General features: G+C 71.8%; 11 protein-coding genes. 4 read left to right on the forward strand and 7 right to left on the reverse strand.

Annotation, left to right across the window (positions count from 1 at the left end):
• The first annotated feature begins 198 nt into the window (after positions 1-198).
• Positions 199-1,086: an SAM-dependent methyltransferase gene (locus ABZ937_RS20600; protein WP_361693784.1), complete on the forward strand. Its 888-nt coding sequence runs from the start codon at positions 199-201 to the stop codon at positions 1,084-1,086.
• On the opposite strand, the gene ftsH is transcribed toward ABZ937_RS20600, so the two are convergent.
• The 6 genes from ftsH to ABZ937_RS20630 form a co-directional block, all read right to left on the reverse strand.
• Complete coding sequence (gene ftsH, locus ABZ937_RS20605) at positions 1,083-3,023, reverse strand: ATP-dependent zinc metalloprotease FtsH (protein ID WP_361693786.1); 1,941 nt, start codon at positions 3,021-3,023, stop codon at positions 1,083-1,085. The two genes, ABZ937_RS20600 and ftsH, sit on opposite strands and share 4 nt — an antisense overlap.
• 88 nt (positions 3,024-3,111) lie before the next feature.
• Complete coding sequence (ffh, locus tag ABZ937_RS20610; RefSeq protein WP_361693788.1) at positions 3,112-4,665, reverse strand: signal recognition particle protein; 1,554 nt, start codon at positions 4,663-4,665, stop codon at positions 3,112-3,114.
• An 85-nt stretch (positions 4,666-4,750) separates the two neighbouring features.
• The gene (locus tag ABZ937_RS20615) at positions 4,751-7,195 is read right to left on the reverse strand and encodes a [protein-PII] uridylyltransferase (protein ID WP_361693790.1); all 2,445 of its coding nucleotides are present in this window, start codon (positions 7,193-7,195) and stop codon (positions 4,751-4,753) included.
• 44 nt (positions 7,196-7,239) lie between these two features.
• The gene (locus ABZ937_RS20620) at positions 7,240-7,578 is read right to left on the reverse strand and encodes a P-II family nitrogen regulator (RefSeq protein WP_003997576.1); all 339 of its coding nucleotides are present in this window, start codon (positions 7,576-7,578) and stop codon (positions 7,240-7,242) included.
• Positions 7,575-8,912, reverse strand: coding sequence for an ammonium transporter (locus tag ABZ937_RS20625; RefSeq protein ID WP_361693792.1), 1,338 nt, complete (start codon positions 8,910-8,912; stop codon positions 7,575-7,577). Before ABZ937_RS20625 ends, ABZ937_RS20620 begins: the two co-directional genes overlap by 4 nt.
• A gap of 352 nt (positions 8,913-9,264) precedes the next feature.
• Entirely contained in the window at positions 9,265-10,743 is a 1,479-nt protein-coding gene (locus ABZ937_RS20630; RefSeq protein WP_361693793.1) for a hypothetical protein, read from the reverse strand.
• 456 nt (positions 10,744-11,199) lie between these two features.
• Between ABZ937_RS20630 and ABZ937_RS20635 the strand changes: the two genes are divergently transcribed.
• On the forward strand, positions 11,200-11,856 hold the full coding sequence (locus ABZ937_RS20635) for a bifunctional DNA primase/polymerase (protein WP_361693795.1): 657 nt from the start codon (positions 11,200-11,202) through the stop codon (positions 11,854-11,856).
• Positions 11,857-11,942: 86 nt separating this feature from the next.
• Here ABZ937_RS20635 and ftsY read toward each other — a convergent pair whose 3' ends face one another.
• Complete coding sequence (ftsY, locus tag ABZ937_RS20640) at positions 11,943-13,160, reverse strand: signal recognition particle-docking protein FtsY (RefSeq protein WP_361693797.1); 1,218 nt, start codon at positions 13,158-13,160, stop codon at positions 11,943-11,945.
• 169 nt (positions 13,161-13,329) lie between these two features.
• Here ftsY and ABZ937_RS20645 point away from each other — a divergent pair, with 169 nt between their 5' ends.
• Both ABZ937_RS20645 and ABZ937_RS20650 read left to right on the forward strand, forming a co-directional pair.
• Positions 13,330-14,778 (forward strand): cytosine permease, encoded by a 1,449-nt coding sequence (locus ABZ937_RS20645; RefSeq protein ID WP_361693799.1) that lies wholly within the window; start codon positions 13,330-13,332, stop codon positions 14,776-14,778.
• A gap of 54 nt (positions 14,779-14,832) precedes the next feature.
• Positions 14,833-15,804, forward strand: a complete 972-nt coding sequence (locus ABZ937_RS20650; RefSeq protein WP_361693801.1) for an LLM class flavin-dependent oxidoreductase — start codon at positions 14,833-14,835, stop codon at positions 15,802-15,804.
• The last annotated feature ends 125 nt before the right edge of the window (positions 15,805-15,929 follow it).

Here is a 15,929-nt window from a genome sequence, read left to right on the forward strand (position 1 = left end):
ACACCGTACGGTCCTCCGGATTGCCGGGATGTGAAATCTCGCCACACCCGCGTCCTGGCACCAAGCCGGGCGCCACGACCCCTGGACGGCACCGCGAGCCGGGAGTTACCTGGCATACGTGGGAAGTGCGCGCGCACGGCACGGGGGCCACGCAACCGGGCACAGCGGCGAACTGTCGGCGGATTGGGGCGCTTACCTATGACACCTACGCTCGTGCGGCAGCACCCGTCTCACGCGGATCCCGCACCCCGCGTGGACCTGAGCGCACGCGCGCGTGACTGGTCCGAGATCCAGGAGCGGATGCTCGTACCGCTCTACGAAGCCGTGTACGACCGACTCGAAGTGGGCCCCGCCACCCGGCTGCTGGGCCTGCGCTGCGGTTCCGGGCTCGCCCTGCTGATGGCGGCGTCCAGAGGCGCCGCCATCACCGGTGCCGACTCCGCCTCCCCCGAACGGCTCGCCCTCGCCCGCGAACGCCTGCTGCCGGACCCCTCGCCCGGCGGCAGACACGGCACGCACGCGCGTACGGCGGCGAAACTCGTCGACGGCCCGCCCGCGGAGGCGGCCGACGCGGACGGGGCCGACGCGGAGACGGCCACGTACACCCTGGTGACCGCCTTCGAGCCGATCGGCGGCCTCGCGGGCGACTCCGAAGGACTCGGCGAACTGCTCGCCGGCGCGCTGCCGCTGGCCGCGCGCGGGGCCGCCGTGGTGCTGGCCGGCTGGGGGCCGCCGGAGCGCTGCGCCACCTCCTCGGTGCTGCGGGTGGCGGCCAAACTGGCCGACCCGCTGCGCGGCGCGCGCAGCTGGCGCCCCGCCCGGCGCGACGACCTGGAAGAGGTCGCCGGGCGCGCCGGGCTGAAGCCGGACGGCTCGGGCCGGGTCGCCTGCCCGTTCGGGTACGCCGACCTCGACAGCGCCGTACGAGGGCTGCTGTCGACCGGCCTGTTCGACGCGGCGATCACGGCGACCGACGCCAAGCAGGTCGACAAGGAGCTCACGGAGGCCCTGCACCCGCACCGGCGCCCGGACGGCACGGTGTGGATGCCGAACGTCTTCCGCTACCTGATCGCCCGCGTGCCCTAGGCGTCGCTGTCCTTGGCCAGGCGGGTGATCCCGGCGATCCGGTACGCGTCGCTCTCCTCCAGCGTCTCCCGTTCCAGCAGGGCCTGCGCGAGCGCGTCCAGGCGGCCCCGGTGGTCGCGGAGTTTGCGGCGCGCCTCCTCGTAGCACTCGTCCACGATCCGCCGCATCTCCGCGTCGATCACGTCCAGCGTCTGCGGGGCCGCGGCGAGACCGTACGCCTGCTGGGCGTCGTTCGGCAGCGCGGAGAGCCGGCCGACCCGCTCGCTCATGCCCCAGCGCGACACCATCCCGCGCGCGATGTTGGTGACCTGCTCCAGATCGCTCTCGGAACCGGTGGTGATCACGCCGTAGACGACCTGCTCGGCCGCCATGCCGCCCAGCGCGCCGATGATCCGCCCGCGCAGATACTCCTCGGTGAACGCGTACTTGTCCGATTCCGGTGTCGACAACGTGACACCGAGCGCCCGGCCGCGCGGCACGATCGTGATCTTGCGGACCGGGTCGGCGCCCGGCTGCAGCATGCCCAGCAGGGCGTGCCCGCTCTCGTGGTACGCGGTGCGCCGGCGCTCCTCCTCCGGCATCACCAGCGAACGCTCCGCACCCAGCTGGACCTTCTCCAGCGCCTCGGACAGGTCGGACCGGGTCACCCGCGGCTGCTTCCGCTTCACCGCGAGCAGCGCGGCCTCGTTGGCCAGGTTCGCCAGCTCCGCACCCGTCATGCCCGGCGTCGTACGGGCCACCTGCGCGAGATCGACGTCCTCGGCGAGCGGGATGTCACGGGTGTGGATCTCCAGGATGGCCTCGCGCCCGCCCCGGTCCGGCGGTGACACCTGGACCACCCGGTCGAAGCGGCCCGGCCGGGTGAGCGCCGGGTCGAGGATGTCGGCGCGATTGGTGGCCGCGATCACGATCACGCCCTCCGCGCCCGAGAAGCCGTCCATCTCGGTGAGGATCTGGTTCAGCGTCTGCTCGCGCTCGTCGTGCCCGCCCACCGACGCCCCGCCACCGCGCGCCCGCCCGATGGTGTCGATCTCGTCGATGAAGATGATCGACGGCGCCACCTTGCGGGCCTCCGCGAACAGCTCCCGCACCCGGGAGGCACCCACGCCCACGATCATCTCGATGAACTCGGAGGCCGAGGCGGAGAAGAACGGCACCCCCGCCTCCCCGGCCACCGCCCGCGCCAGCAGCGTCTTCCCGGTGCCGGGCGGCCCCGCGAGCAGCACACCGCGCGGCATCTTGGCACCCATCCGGCGGTACGCGTCAGGATTCTTCAGGAAGTCCACGACATCGTTCAGCTCGCCCTCGACCTCGTCGATGCCGGCCACATCCGCGAACGTGGTGCGCTTCTCCCCCGGCACCAGCTCCACCGGCTTCGGCGGCGCCTTGCGGCCCAGCATGCCGCCCGCGCCGCCCAGCCCCGCCCTCATCCGCCGCGCGATGAACACCCACACGGCGATCAGCAGCAGCATCGGCGCCAGCGAGATCAGCAGGTTGGCGAGAAAGCTCCGGTGCTGGACGACCGGCTCGGCCGTGACGTTGACCTGGTGCCTGGTCAGGTTCGCCCACAGGTCGTCGTCCGCGAAGGACGGCCGCTCGGTGTTGAACTTGGTGTACCGGCCGCCGCCCTCCGGGTTCTTCCGCTCCTTCTTGAGCTGACCCTGGATGGAGTCGCCCTTGGCGTAGATCTTGTCGACGTTGCCGTCGTTCACCTGCTTGCTGAACTCGGTGTACGAGATCGTCGGCTCGTTCGCCTGGTCGAGGTACGACAGCACCAGGTTCGCGACCAGGTACACGATCAGCGCGGTGAGGATCAGCCGCCACCAGCCGCCCCGCATCCTCCGCCCGCCGGGCGGCTGCCGCGACGGCTCCTCCGGGGCGCCCTCGGTACGCCAGGGCTGGTCCGGCGACTTGCGCGGCGGAGCGGGGTTGGTCATATCCGGACCGTACGACACCGGTCCGGCACCGGCATGCGCAAGGGCGCCCTTCCGGCGGAAGGGCGCCCTCGACGACGTACGGGCCCGGTCAGCCCATGAACTTCTTGAACTCGTCCGGCAGCTCGAAGTCCTGGCCGGACTGCTGGCCCGGCAGGCCGAAGGCGCCGCCGCCCTGCGCGGCGGCCTCCCGGCGCTGGGCCTCCTCCAGCTCCTGCTGCCTGCGCTTCATCGGGTTGCCGGAGCGCTGCTTGCCCTTGGCCTTCTTCGGCTGCTTCTTCTGCCGGCCGGGGCCGCCGCCCATGCCCGGGATCCCCGGCATGCCCGGCATACCGCCGCCCTGGGCCATGCGGGACATCATCTTGCGGGCCTCGAAGAACCGCTCGACCAGGTTCTTCACCGCGCTGACCTCGACACCGGAGCCCTTGGCGATACGGGCGCGGCGCGAGCCGTTGATGATCGTCGGGTCCTGGCGCTCGCCCGGGGTCATCGACTTGATGATCGCGGCCGTGCGGTCGACGTCCCGCTCGTCCAGGTTGTTGATCTGGTCCTTGATCTGGCCCATGCCCGGGAGCATGCCGAGCAGCTTGCTGATGCTGCCCATCTTCCTGACCTGCTCCATCTGGGACAGGAAGTCGTCCAGGGTGAAGTCCTGGCCCTTCTTCGACGCCAGCTTCGAGGCCATCTTCTGGGCCTCTTCCTGGCTGAACGTCTTCTCCGCCTGCTCGATCAGGGTGAGCAGGTCACCCATGTCGAGGATGCGGGAGGCCATCCGGTCCGGGTGGAACGCGTCGAAGTCGTCCAGCTTCTCGCCGTTCGACGCGAACATGATCGGCTTGCCGGTGATCTGCCGGATCGACAGGGCCGCGCCACCGCGGGCGTCACCGTCGAGCTTGGAGAGGACCACGCCGTCGAAGCCGACGCCGTCGCGGAAGGCCTCGGCGGTGTTGACGGCGTCCTGGCCGATCATCGCGTCGACGACGAACAGGATCTCGTCGGGGCCGACGGCGTCACGGATGTCCGCGGCCTGCTGCATCATCTCGGCGTCGATACCGAGACGGCCGGCGGTGTCCACGATCACGATGTCGTGGACCTTGGACTTCGCGTGGTCGATGGAGTCCTTGGCGACCTTCACCGGGTCACCGACGCCGTTGCCCGGCTCCGGGGCGTACACCGCGACGCCGGCGCGCTCGGCGACGACGCTCAGCTGGTTCACGGCGTTCGGGCGCTGGAGGTCGGCGGCGACCAGCAGCGGGGAGTGACCCTGCTCCTTCAGCCACCGGCCGAGCTTGCCCGCGAGGGTGGTCTTACCGGCACCCTGGAGACCGGCCAGCATGATCACGGTGGGCGGCTGCTTGGCGAACCGGAGACGCCGGGTCTCGCCGCCGAGGATGGTGACGAGTTCGTCGTTGACGATCTTCAGGACCTGCTGGGCAGGGTTCAGCGCCTTGGAGACCTCGGCGCCGAGTGCCCTCTCCTTGACGTTCTTGATGAACGTGCGGACGACAGGGAGGGCCACATCCGCTTCGAGGAGCGCGATACGGATCTCACGTGCCGTGGCGTCGATGTCCGCCTCGGAGAGCCGTCCCTTGCCGCGCAGGTTCTTGAAAGTCGCTGACAGGCGATCGGAGAGAGTGTCGAACACGGCGCTCGCGGTCCTCGGGGTCGGTGACGGTCTTGAAGGGAATCGCCCTCCAGGGTATCCCGGCGCCGAAGGCACCGGGGCAGGGTCATCCGCGCAGCGTCTCCTCCAGCACCCCCGCCAGCGACGCCGCGTCCCCGGCGGGCAGGGGTGCGCCGGCTCCCGTCGTGACATAGAACGCATCCACCGCGTTCGAGCCCAGCGTGCTCACGTGCATGCTCCGCACCCGCACTCCCGCCTTCTCCAGGGCCGTCCCGATCCGGTGCAGCAGGCCCGGGGCGTCCTGGGCGCGGACCTCGATGACCGTGGCGTGGTGGGAGGCGGCCGGGGCGACCGTGACACGGGGTGGCGGGGCGGTCCAGCCGCGGCGGCGGGGGTAGGCCGCGTCCCGCTCCGCCAGCCGGCCGGCGATGTCCAGGCTGCCGTCCAGGGCGCGGACGAGGTCGGCGCGGAGCCGGGTGGCCTGGGGCAGGGAGCCGTACTCGGCGGCGACGCGCCAGTTGAGGAGGAGGACCGCGCTGTCGTCCTCCACGTCGTCGGGGAGGCTCAGGGTGCGCAGTTCCGCCGTGCGGACGGTGAGGCGGTGGACGGCGAGGACGCCCGCGACCGCCGGGAGGACGCCCGGCTGGTCGGGGACGGCGATCAGCAGCTCCACGCCGAGGGGTTCCGGGTCGCCGGACGGCTCCCCGGTGGCCGGTTCGGTCTGGGCGCGCAGGGCGAGGACCGGGCCGCCGGTGCGGAAGGCCTCGATGGCGAGGCGCTCCTGCTCGGCGGTGGGCGCGGCCGGCTCCGGCTCGGCGGCGGCGTCCCCGGCCAGGTCGGCGGAGACCCGTCGTACGAGGTCGGCGACGAGGGAGCCGCGCCAGGAGGACCAGGCCGCCGGGCCGGTGGCGAGGGCGTCCGCCTCCGTGAGGGCGTGCAGCAGCTCCAGGGTGCTCTGGGTGCCGACGGCCTCGGCGACCGAGCGGACGGTGGCGGGGTCGTCCAGGTCGCGGCGGGTGGCCGTCTCGATGAGCAGCAGGTGGTGGCGGACCAGCAGGGACAGCACGGCCACCTCCGACCGGTCGAAGCCGATCCGCGCGGCGACGTCCTTGGCGATGATCTCGCCGGCCACCGAGTGGTCGCCGGGCCAGCCCTTGCCGATGTCGTGCAGCAGCGCGGCGACGAGGAGCAGGTCGGGGCGGCTGACCCGGCGGGTGAGTTCGGAGGCGCGGACGGCGGTCTCGATCAGGTGCCGGTCGACCGTCCAGATGTGGACCGCGTTGCGCTGGGGGCGGCAGCGGACCCGTTCCCAGTCGGGGAGCAGGCGGGTGATCAGGCCCTCGGCCTCCAGGGCCTCCCAGACCTCGACCGTCGGGCGGCCGGAGCCGAGCAGGGTGACCAGCTGCTCGCGGGCCTCGGCGGGCCAGGGCGTGGGCAAGGGGCGCGCGGTGGCGGCCATGCGCCGTACGGCGTGCAGGGAGAGCGGGAGGCCGGCCTGGGCTGCGGCGGCCGCGGCGCGCAGCGGGAGCACGGGGTCGCGTTCGGGGCGTGCGGCGCGGGCGAGCACCACCTCGCCGTCCTGTTCGACCACGCCCTCGGCCAGCGGGGAGCGCTCGGCGACCGGCTTTCCGCCGCCGAGCATGGCACGCAACCGGGGCCGCACGGCCCGCGAGCGCAGTACGCGCCCCACCTCCCGCCAGGTGACGTCACTGGCGTACGCGATCACGCGCGCCGCTTCGTACACCTGCCGCAGCAGGGTGTCGGCGTCGAGCAGCTCCAGCTCGGCGGCCACCTGGTCCTGCTCCTGCAGGGCGAGCCGGTCGGTGGCGCGGCCGGTGGCCAGGTGGAGGGCGTCCCGTACGTCGAGCAGCCGGCGGCGGGCGTCGGCCAGGCCCTCGCGCGGGGCGTCGGCGAGCCAGGAGGCGGCGACGGCGCGCAGGGCGGTGGCGTCGCGGAGGCCGCCGCGGGCCTCCTTGAGGTCGGGTTCCAGCAGGTACTGCAGCTCGCCCTGGCGTGCGCCGCGTTCGGCGCACAGTTCCTGGAGTTCGGGGAGGCGTTTGGGGGCCTGGTTGCGCCAGTCGGCGAGGGCGGCGGTGCGCAGTGCGGCGGTGAGGGCGGGGTCGCCGGCGAGGTGGCGGGCGTCCAGGAGGCCGAGGTGGACCTTCAGGTCCTCGCCGGCCGTCCTGCGGGCCTCGGCGGGGGTGCGGACGGAGTGGTCCAGGGCGAGGCCGAGGTCCCAGACGGGGTACCAGAGCCGGTCGGCGAGGGCGGCGACCGCGCCGGGGTCGGAGCCGTCGTGCAGCAGGACGAGGTCCAGGTCGCTGCGCGGGGACAGCTCCCCGCGGCCGTAGCCGCCGACGGCGACGAGCGAGGCGCCGGGCACCGCCGCCGCGCCGAACAGTCCGGCGAGCCAGTCGTCGGTCAGCTCGGCGAGGGCGGTACGGCGCGGCGGCCCGGACCGCGCCCCCTCGGTGAGGAGGCGCAGCCGGGCCGCCGCGTAGCCGCCGGGTCCCGAGTCTTCCGTCTCTTTCCGCACATCCGTACCCGTCACCCGGCGACTCCTGTCCTGTTTCCCCTGACCCAGATTCTCCTGCGTCAGAGCGCGTCCGGCCCGCGCTCGCCCGTGCGGACCCGTACGGCCGTCTCGACCGGCAGGGACCACACCTTGCCGTCCCCGATCTTGCCGGTGCGGGCCGCCTTGACGATGACGTCGATCAGCTGCTCGGCGTCGTCGTCCTCGGCCAGCACCTCGATGCGGATCTTGGGCACGAGGTCGACGGTGTACTCGGCGCCGCGGTAGACCTCGGTGTGACCGCGCTGCCGGCCGTAGCCGCTGGCCTCGGTGACCGTGAGTCCGTGGACGCCGAAGGCCTGGAGGGCCTCCTTGATCTCGTCGAGCCGGTGGGGCTTCACGACGGCGGTGATGAGCTTCATGCGTCCACCTTCTTGCTCTGCGCGGCGGCCAGGGCCGGGGCGGCGACGGATCCGGTGACTCCGCCACCGGCGCCGCTGAAGTCGTATGCGGTCTCGGCGTGCTCGGCCTGGTCGATGCCGGAGATCTCCTCGTCCTCGGTGACCCGCATGCCGATCGTCCTGTCGAGGAGGAAGGCGAGGACGGCGGAGACGACCAGGGAGTAGGCGAGGACCGCGCCGACGCCGGCGCACTGCTTCCACAGCTGGGTCCAGGTGTGGTCGCCGTAGAAGACGCCCGTGGCCTCGGACTGGCCCTTGCCGGTGGCGAAGAAGCCGATGAGCAGGGAGCCGATGATTCCGCCGACCATGTGGACGCCGACGACGTCGAGCGAGTCGTCGTAGCCGAACTTGAACTTCAGGCCGACGGCCGCGGCGCAGGCGACACCGGCGATGGCGCCGACGGCGATCGCGCCGAGCGGGGAGACCGCGCCACCGGACGGGGTGATGGCGACCAGGCCGGCGACCGCGCCGGAGGCGGCGCCGAGCGTGGTGAACGCGCCGTGCCGGATCTTCTCGTAGGCGAGCCAGGCGAGCATGGCGGCGGCCGTCGCGACCTGCGTGTTGACGAACATCAGCGCGCCGACGCCGTCGTCGTTGCCGAGCCACGAGCCGGCGTTGAAGCCGAACCAGCCGAACCAGAGCAGACCGGCGCCGAGCATGACCAGCGGGAGGCTGTGCGGGCGCATGGGGTCGCGCTTGAAGCCGACGCGCTTGCCGATGACGAGGATGACACCGAGCGCCGCCGCACCGGCGTTGATGTGGACCGCCGTACCGCCCGCGAAGTCGATCACGCCGAGCTTGTAGGCCCAGCCGTCGCCGCCCCAGACCCAGTGCGCGACCGGCACGTAGACGATCGTGACCCACAGGGTGATGAAGAGTGCCCAGGCGGAGAACTTGACCCGGTCGGCGAGGGCGCCGCTTATCAGGGCCGGCGTGATGATCGCGAACATCAGCTGGAAGACCATGAAGACGAAGACCGGGATGGTGTAGCCGTCCCAGAGTTCCGTGAGGCCGATGTCGCTGAGGCCGATCCAGTCGGCGTTGAAGCCGAGGAGGCCGTTGCCCGTGCCGAAGGCGAGGGAGAAGCCGTACAGCACCCACAGGATGGTGACGATCCCGAGGCTGATGAAGCTCATCATCAGCATGTTCAGGGTGCTCTTGACGCGGACCATGCCGCCGTAGAAGAAGGCGAGGCCCGGGGTCATGAGCATCACCAGGGCGGAGCAGATGAGCATGAAGCCTGTGTTGGCGGACGACAGTTTCGCGTCCGCCGCAAGCATGATGGCTGGTGCCATCGGCGTCTCCTCGTCGGTTGTACGGCCCCGTGCGGGCGGTGCCTGAGCGGTCCGGTGGTGTGAGGGGTGGGCCGGTTATGCGCCATGAGACTGGCGCAGCGCGGTTTCGGTGGAAGCCCCTCGTTGTTTCGCCGGGGTGACGAAGGCGCCCTGCGTGTTACGCGTCGATGAAGTCCGAGATGCGGGGCCGCGCGATCGTTATCGTGGCGCAACCTTCTCCGGGAGATCCTCCGCCGGATCCCCGCGGGGAGACAGACCGGCCGCGGCGGGCCTCTCGATGACCTGGCATGGGGGAGCCGAGTCGGGCAGTTCGGGAGGACCGGCCGCGGCCGGCGCATGGGGGCCGGGCGGGTCAGACCGCCTCGGCGTTCTCCGGTAGGTCGACGGCGAGCTGGTCGCTGAGGCCGACCACGGCGGCGAGGTCGCCGTGGTCGCGGACGGCCGTGTCGACCGTCTTTCGGATACGAGTGTTCACACGCTCGGAGCGGACCTTCTTGGCGATCTCCATGGCCTTCGAGGCGTACTCCGTGCTGTGCTCGGGCTCGCGCTGGAGCAGGTGCACGGTGGCCATGCCGATCAGGTTGAGCGCGTACGACCGCTGGTGCTCGGGGTCCTTGGCGAACAGCTCCACGGCCCGCTGCATGAGCGGCTCGGCGAGGGAGGCGTAGGTGGGGCTGCGTCCGGCGACGTAGGCCAGGTCGCGGAAGGAGTGGGAGTTCTCGCCGTACAGCTCGGCCTCGGAGAAGAAGCGGATCCAGTCGGGGTCCGGCTCGTCCCACTCGTCGGCCTCGGCGAAGGTGTCCTCGGCCATGCGGACGGCGCGCTTGGTCTTGCCGGGCTGGCCCATGTTGGCGTAGGCGCGGGCCTCCATCGCATACAGCATGGACTGGGTGCGCGGGCTCGCGCAGTCACGGCTGCCGTACTGGGCGAGGTGGATCAGCTCCAGGGCGTCCTCGGGCCGGCCGAGATGGATCATCTGGCGGCTCATGCTGGAGAGGATGTACGAACCGAGGGGCTTGTCGCCGGCTTCCTTGGCCGCGTGCAGGGCGAGGACGAAGTACTTCTGCGCGGTGGGCTGGAGTCCGACGTCGTACGACATCCAGCCGGCCAGTTCGGCCAGCTCGGCGGCTACCTGGAACAGCTTGCGGGTGGTCGCCTCGGGCTGGGGTTCCTGGAGCAGGTCGGTGACCTCGTGCAGCTGGCCGACGACCGCCTTGCGGCGCAGGCCGCCGCCGCACTGGGCGTCCCACTGGCGGAACATGCGGGTGGTGGACTCCAGCAGGTCCAGCTCGGGCTGGGAGAGCCGGCCCGGCCTGCGCGGGTCGAGAACGGGCTCGGGCTCGGGCGGGACCGGGGCGACCGGGGAGGGCACGAGCCAGCGCTGCATGGGCTCGATGAGGGAGGGGCCGGCGGACAGGGCGAGCGAGGTCCCGAGGAAGCCGCGCCGGGCGAGCATCAGGTCGCTGCGGGAGAACTCGCCGAGCAGGGCGACCGTCTGCGGGCCCGTCCAGGGCAGGTCGACACCGGAGGCGGCGGGCGACTGGCGGGCGGCGCGCAGGCCGAGGTCCTCGATGGAGACGACGCAGCCGAAGCGCTCGGAGAACAGCTCGGAGAGGATGCGCGGGATCGGTTCGCGCGGGTTCTCGCCGTCCAGCCAGCGGCGCACGCGCGAGGTGTCGGTGGAGATGTGGTTGGCACCCAACTGGCGTGCCCTGCGGTTCACTTGGCGGGCCAGCTCGCCCTTGGACCAGCCGCTGCGCACGAACCACGAGCCGAGCAGCTCGTTGGGGCGCTTGTCAGCGTTCGTCCCGCTACCGCCGTTGCCGCCCACTGGAACGCCCCCATCCCTGAGACCACTTGTCGCCTAGTGCGCCAAGCCCTATCAGAATGCCGGTAAATACGGCTTCCCGTCCTCCGGTTCTCACCCTTCGAACGGGATGACGACTTGCCTCCGGCATACCCACGAGTGGATGTGCCCCCAGGACTCGCACACTCACAGTAATCCTACGATCACCCGCCCACCACGGGGATCCCGGAAACGCCACCATTCGCCACCCCTTCGAATGAACTCACGATCGGCTCGGCGCGATTCACTTGACACAGGACAGCCGGAAGTGGGCGGAGTGATGCACTCGGGGGCGCGTGGCCCTCGACGTGCCACCCGTCGCGCTTCAAAGCGCCGCCTTGGCCCTGCGACCCGACGGGAAGGCGGAGCCGTAGCGTTACGGTCCGCTTCCGTCTCGTTCCGTGACGTAACCACCGGCGCGCTGGACCCGTTGGAGGGGGCATGGGCTTCACGATCGGCGGCATCCGCGAGATGCGTTCCGGCACGCGTCGGCGCGGCCGTTCCTCGGAGTGCACCACCGTCGCCGAGTTCACCGGACTGTGGGGCTGGGACGTGGTGCCGGGGGCACGGGCCGCCGGAGGCGCCTGTTCGTGCGGGCACCCCGACTGCGCGGCGCCGGGCGCGCATCCGCTGGACTTCGCGCCCGTGGTGCCGGCCGGGGCCACGCTGGACGAGGTGAGCAAGGCCTGGTCCGAGTTCCCGGGCGCCTCGGTGCTGCTGCCGGTCGGCCAGGCGTTCGACGTCATCGAGGTCTCGGAGCCGGCCGGCCGGCGCGCCCTGGTCCGTCTGGAGCGCATGGGTCTCCCGCTCGGTCCGGTCACCGCCACCCCGGACGGCCGCGCCCACTTCTTCGTCGCGCCCGGCGCCGCCGCAGGCCTCCCCCGACTGCTCTACCGCATGGGCTGGGACGACCCGGCCGCGCTGGACCTGCGCGGCCTCGGCCCCGGCACGCACATCACCGCCCCGCCGTCCGACCGGGGCGGCCTGGGCCCGGTCCGCTGGCTGCGCCCGCCCGCGCTGGACTCGGCGACGAGGCCTCCGGCGGCCCGGCTGCTGCTGGGGACGCTGGCGTACGTGGCACACCGGTCGCGGACGTAACCGCGCCGGACATGACGAAGCTCCCGTCCCCGACTGCACCTCGGGGCGGGAGCTTCTCGTCGGCACCTCCCGACGTCGGGAGGTGGTCAGTCGCCGATAAGGGCATCCACGAACGCCTCCGGCTCGAACGGCGCCAGATCGTCCGCGCCCTCGCCGAGCCCGACCAGCTTGACCGGCACGCCCAGCTCGCGCTGGACCGCGACCACGATGCCGCCCTTCGCCGTGCCGTCCAGCTTGGTCAGCACGATGCCGGTGATGTCCACGACCTCGGCGAAGACGCGGGCCTGGACCAGGCCGTTCTGGCCGGTGGTGGCGTCCAGGACGAGCAGGACCTCGTCGAGCGGCGCGTGCTTCTCGACCACGCGCTTGACCTTGCCCAGCTCGTCCATGAGGCCGGTCTTGGTGTGCAGACGCCCGGCGGTGTCGATGAGGACGACGTCGACCCCCATCTCCTTGCCTTCCTTGACCGCGTCGAAGGCGACGGAGGCGGGGTCACCGGCCTCCGGCCCGCGCACGGTGTAGGCGCCGACGCGCTCGCCCCAGGTCTGGAGCTGGTCGGCGGCGGCGGCACGGAAGGTGTCCGCGGCACCGAGGACGACGGTACGGCCGTCGGCCACCAGGACGCGGGCGAGCTTGCCGGTGGTGGTGGTCTTGCCGGTGCCGTTGACGCCGACGATCATCACGATGCCCGGCTTGCGGTCCTCGGGCTCGGTCTTCACCGTACGGTCGGCCTCGGTGCCGACCAGCTTGAGGAGTTCCTCGCGGAGCAGACCGCGCAGCTCCGCGGGGGTGCGGGTGCCGAGGACCTTCACGCGTTCGCGCAGGCGCTCGACCAGTTCCTGGGTGGGCTGCACGCCGACATCGGCGGTGAGCAGCGTGTCCTCGATCTCCTCCCATGTGTCCTCGTCCAGGTGCTCGCGCGAGAGCAGCGTGAGCAGGCCCTTGCCGAGGGCGTTCTGCGAGCGGGAGAGGCGGGCACGGAGGCGGACCAGCCGGCCTGCGGTGGGCTCCGGGATCTCGATCTCGGGAGCCGCGACCTCGGGCACCTCGACGACGGGAGGCTCCTCGACGGCGACCGGTGCGGGGCCGCCCGGGAGATCCACCTCCTCGATCGTCCGGCGCGGTTCGTCGCGCGGTGTCTCGGCCTCGTCGCCGACGTGCGGCTCGGCCGGGGGCGCGGTGATGTCGGGCGCCTGCGCGGGCGGCGGGGGCAGCTGCTTCTTGCGCCGGCTGCCGACCACCAGCCCGCCGAGCGCCGCGAGCACGACCACGGCGATGACTACAGCAAGGATGACGGTTTCCATAACCCGACCAGTATCGGCCATGGGGTTCGCCAGGAGCCTGTTTGTGCCTTCCTCCGAGAGACAAAGGCCACTTAACATGAGTACTCGTCGCAAAGTACGATGGTGGCCGCGCTATCCACGCGCGTAGAGTCCCCACGTCCCCTTGTCCCCCCACGTCTGGCACCTCTTCATGAGCACATCCGTCGAGACCGAGGGCGCTCTCGAGACCCGAGGTATCGAGCAGGTCCCCGACCACGAGCGCACGGCGAAGACCCGAGAGCTGTTCCCCACCTGGGTCGGCGCGAACATCAGCGTGCTGCTGCTGACGATGGGCGCGAGCCTGGTCGTGGCGTACCACCTGAACATCTGGCAGGCGCTGATCGTCGCCGTCGCGGCGCCGATCGTGTCGTACGGCCTCGTCGGCCTGATCGGCATCGCGGGCAAGCGGGGCGGCGCGCCCGGCATGGCGCTGTCGCGGGCGGTCTTCGGGCAGCGCGGCAACCTGCTGCCGGGTTCGCTGATCTGGGTGGCGCGCTGGGGCTGGGAGACGATCAACGCGGTGACCGGCGCGTACGCGATGCTCACCATCCTGGACATCCTGTTCGGCATCGAGGCGAACAGCGTGCTGGACATGGTGACGCTGCTGGTGTTCGTCGTCGCGACGTTCGCGATCTCCGGGCTCGGCATCAACGCCGTGCAGAAGTGCAACAAGTACGCGACCTACCTCTTCGGTGTCTTCTCGGTGCTCGTCCTGGGCTACCTGGCGGCGAACAGCGACTGGTCGAAGGTGATGGACCACAGCGCCGGCTCGACGGCCGCGGTGATCACCGGCATCGGCATGATCGCGGCCGGCGGTGTCAGCTGGATCCCGTCCGCCCCGGACTTCACCCGCTACCTGCCGCGCACGGCGTCGTCGAAGGCGATCGTGGGTACGGCGGTGGGCGGCGCCGGTGTCGTCGTCCTGCCCATGGTCCTGATGGGCGCGGTGATGGCGGTCTCCACGCCGGACCTGGCCTCGGCGGCCGACCCGGTGTCCTTCCTCGGCGAGATCCTGCCGACCTGGATCGCGGTGCCGTACCTGTTCATCGCGCTGATCGGCATGCTGCTGATCAACTCGATGTCGATGTACTCGGCGGGCTTCACCGCGCAGACCCTGGGCTTCAAGGTGCCGCGGCACTGGGCGGTCTCGGTCAACGCCGTGATCTCGCTGGCCTTCGGCGGGGTGCTGATGCTGGTGGCGACGAGCTTCATGGGCTCCTTCATCGCCTTCCTGTCGCTGCTGGCGGTCGCCTTCTCCGCGTGGGTCGGCGTGTTCGGCGCGGACATGCTGCGCCGTACGGAGTACGACGGCCGGGCCATGGCCGACACCACGCGCACCAGCGCCTACTGGTACAAGGGCGGCTTCTCCCCCGCGGCCGTCGCCGCCTGGGCGGCCGGCCTGGTGTCGGGCCTGATGTTCACCACCTCGGACTGGTTCACCGGCCCGCTCGCGACGAACAACGTGATCGGCGAGTACGGCCTCGGCTGGGTCGCGACGATCGTCGTCTCGGGTGTGCTCTACGTCGTGCTGCCGAAGCCGGCCGTGGCGCGTCCGGCGGCCGAACCCGCCGCGGAAGAGCCCGAGCCCCTGGCCGTCTGACGCACCGTCAGCTACCGTCCCCCTCCACCGAGTCCTACCGGAGGGGGACTTCGCATGCCCGTCACCGTCGTACGTTTCAACCTCGTCGCGCCCGGCGCCGGTCCCGCCGCCCTCTCCGCCCGCTACCGGGCCGCCCTGGAGATGGCCGCGTACGCCGACGAGCACGGGATCAGCACCGTGCAGACCGAGGAGCACCACGGCGCGGAGAACAACTGGCTGCCGTCGCCGTTCGCCTTCGCGGGCGCGGTCTTCGGGGCCACCCGCCGGATCGCGGTCACGGTGTCGGCGGTGATCGGCCCGCTGCACGACCCGTTGCGGCTGGCCGAGGACATCGCCGTGCTGGACCTGCTGAGCGGCGGGCGGCTGGTGACCGTGGCCGGGATCGGCTACCGGCCCGAGGAGTACGCACTGTTCGACGTGGACTGGAAGCGGCGGGGCCGGCTCCAGGACGAGCTGCTGGAGACGCTGCTCGCGGCGTGGACCGGCGAGGAGTTCGCGTACCGGGGCCGCAGGGTGCGGCTCACCCCGCGGCCGTACACCGATCCGCATCCCCTGCTGCTGGTCGGCGGCTCCTCGAAGGCCGCCGCCCGCCGCGCCGCCCGGCTGGGCCTGCCGTTCTTCCCGAGCGCGCATCTGCCGGAGCTGGAGGCGTATTACAAGGAGAAGCTCACCGAGTACGGCACCGAGGGCTGGACGATGATGCCGGCCGCCGAGACCCCGCTCCTCCATGTCGCCGAGGACCCGGACCGGGCGTGGGCCGAGTACGGCGGGCACTTCCTGCACGAGGCGCGGACCTACGCCTCCTGGCAGTCGGGGCAGGTCCGGTCGGCGGTGAAGTCGGCCGCCACGACCGTCGAGGAGCTGCGCGCCGAGGGCGTGTACCGGATCCTCACCCCCGAGCAGTGCGCGGCGCAGGGCCTGGACAGCCTGGTGCTGCATCCGCTGGCGGGCGGGATGCCGGTGGAGGAGGGGTGGCGCAGCCTCAGGCTGTTCGCGGAGCGGGTCCTTCCGGCGCTGAGCGGCTGAGCTGCGGGTATTCGGTGCGTCTGGTGGGACGAGAACCGCCGCCCCCGTTCCGGGCAGTGGCCGGAACGGGGGCGGCGGACGGTACGAGGAGAGGGGCAGCGGGGACTTGGCCCTTCTCCCCGAGT

The organism is Streptomyces sp. NPDC046727, assembly GCF_040645635.1.
Classification (GTDB): domain Bacteria; phylum Actinomycetota; class Actinomycetes; order Streptomycetales; family Streptomycetaceae; genus Streptomyces.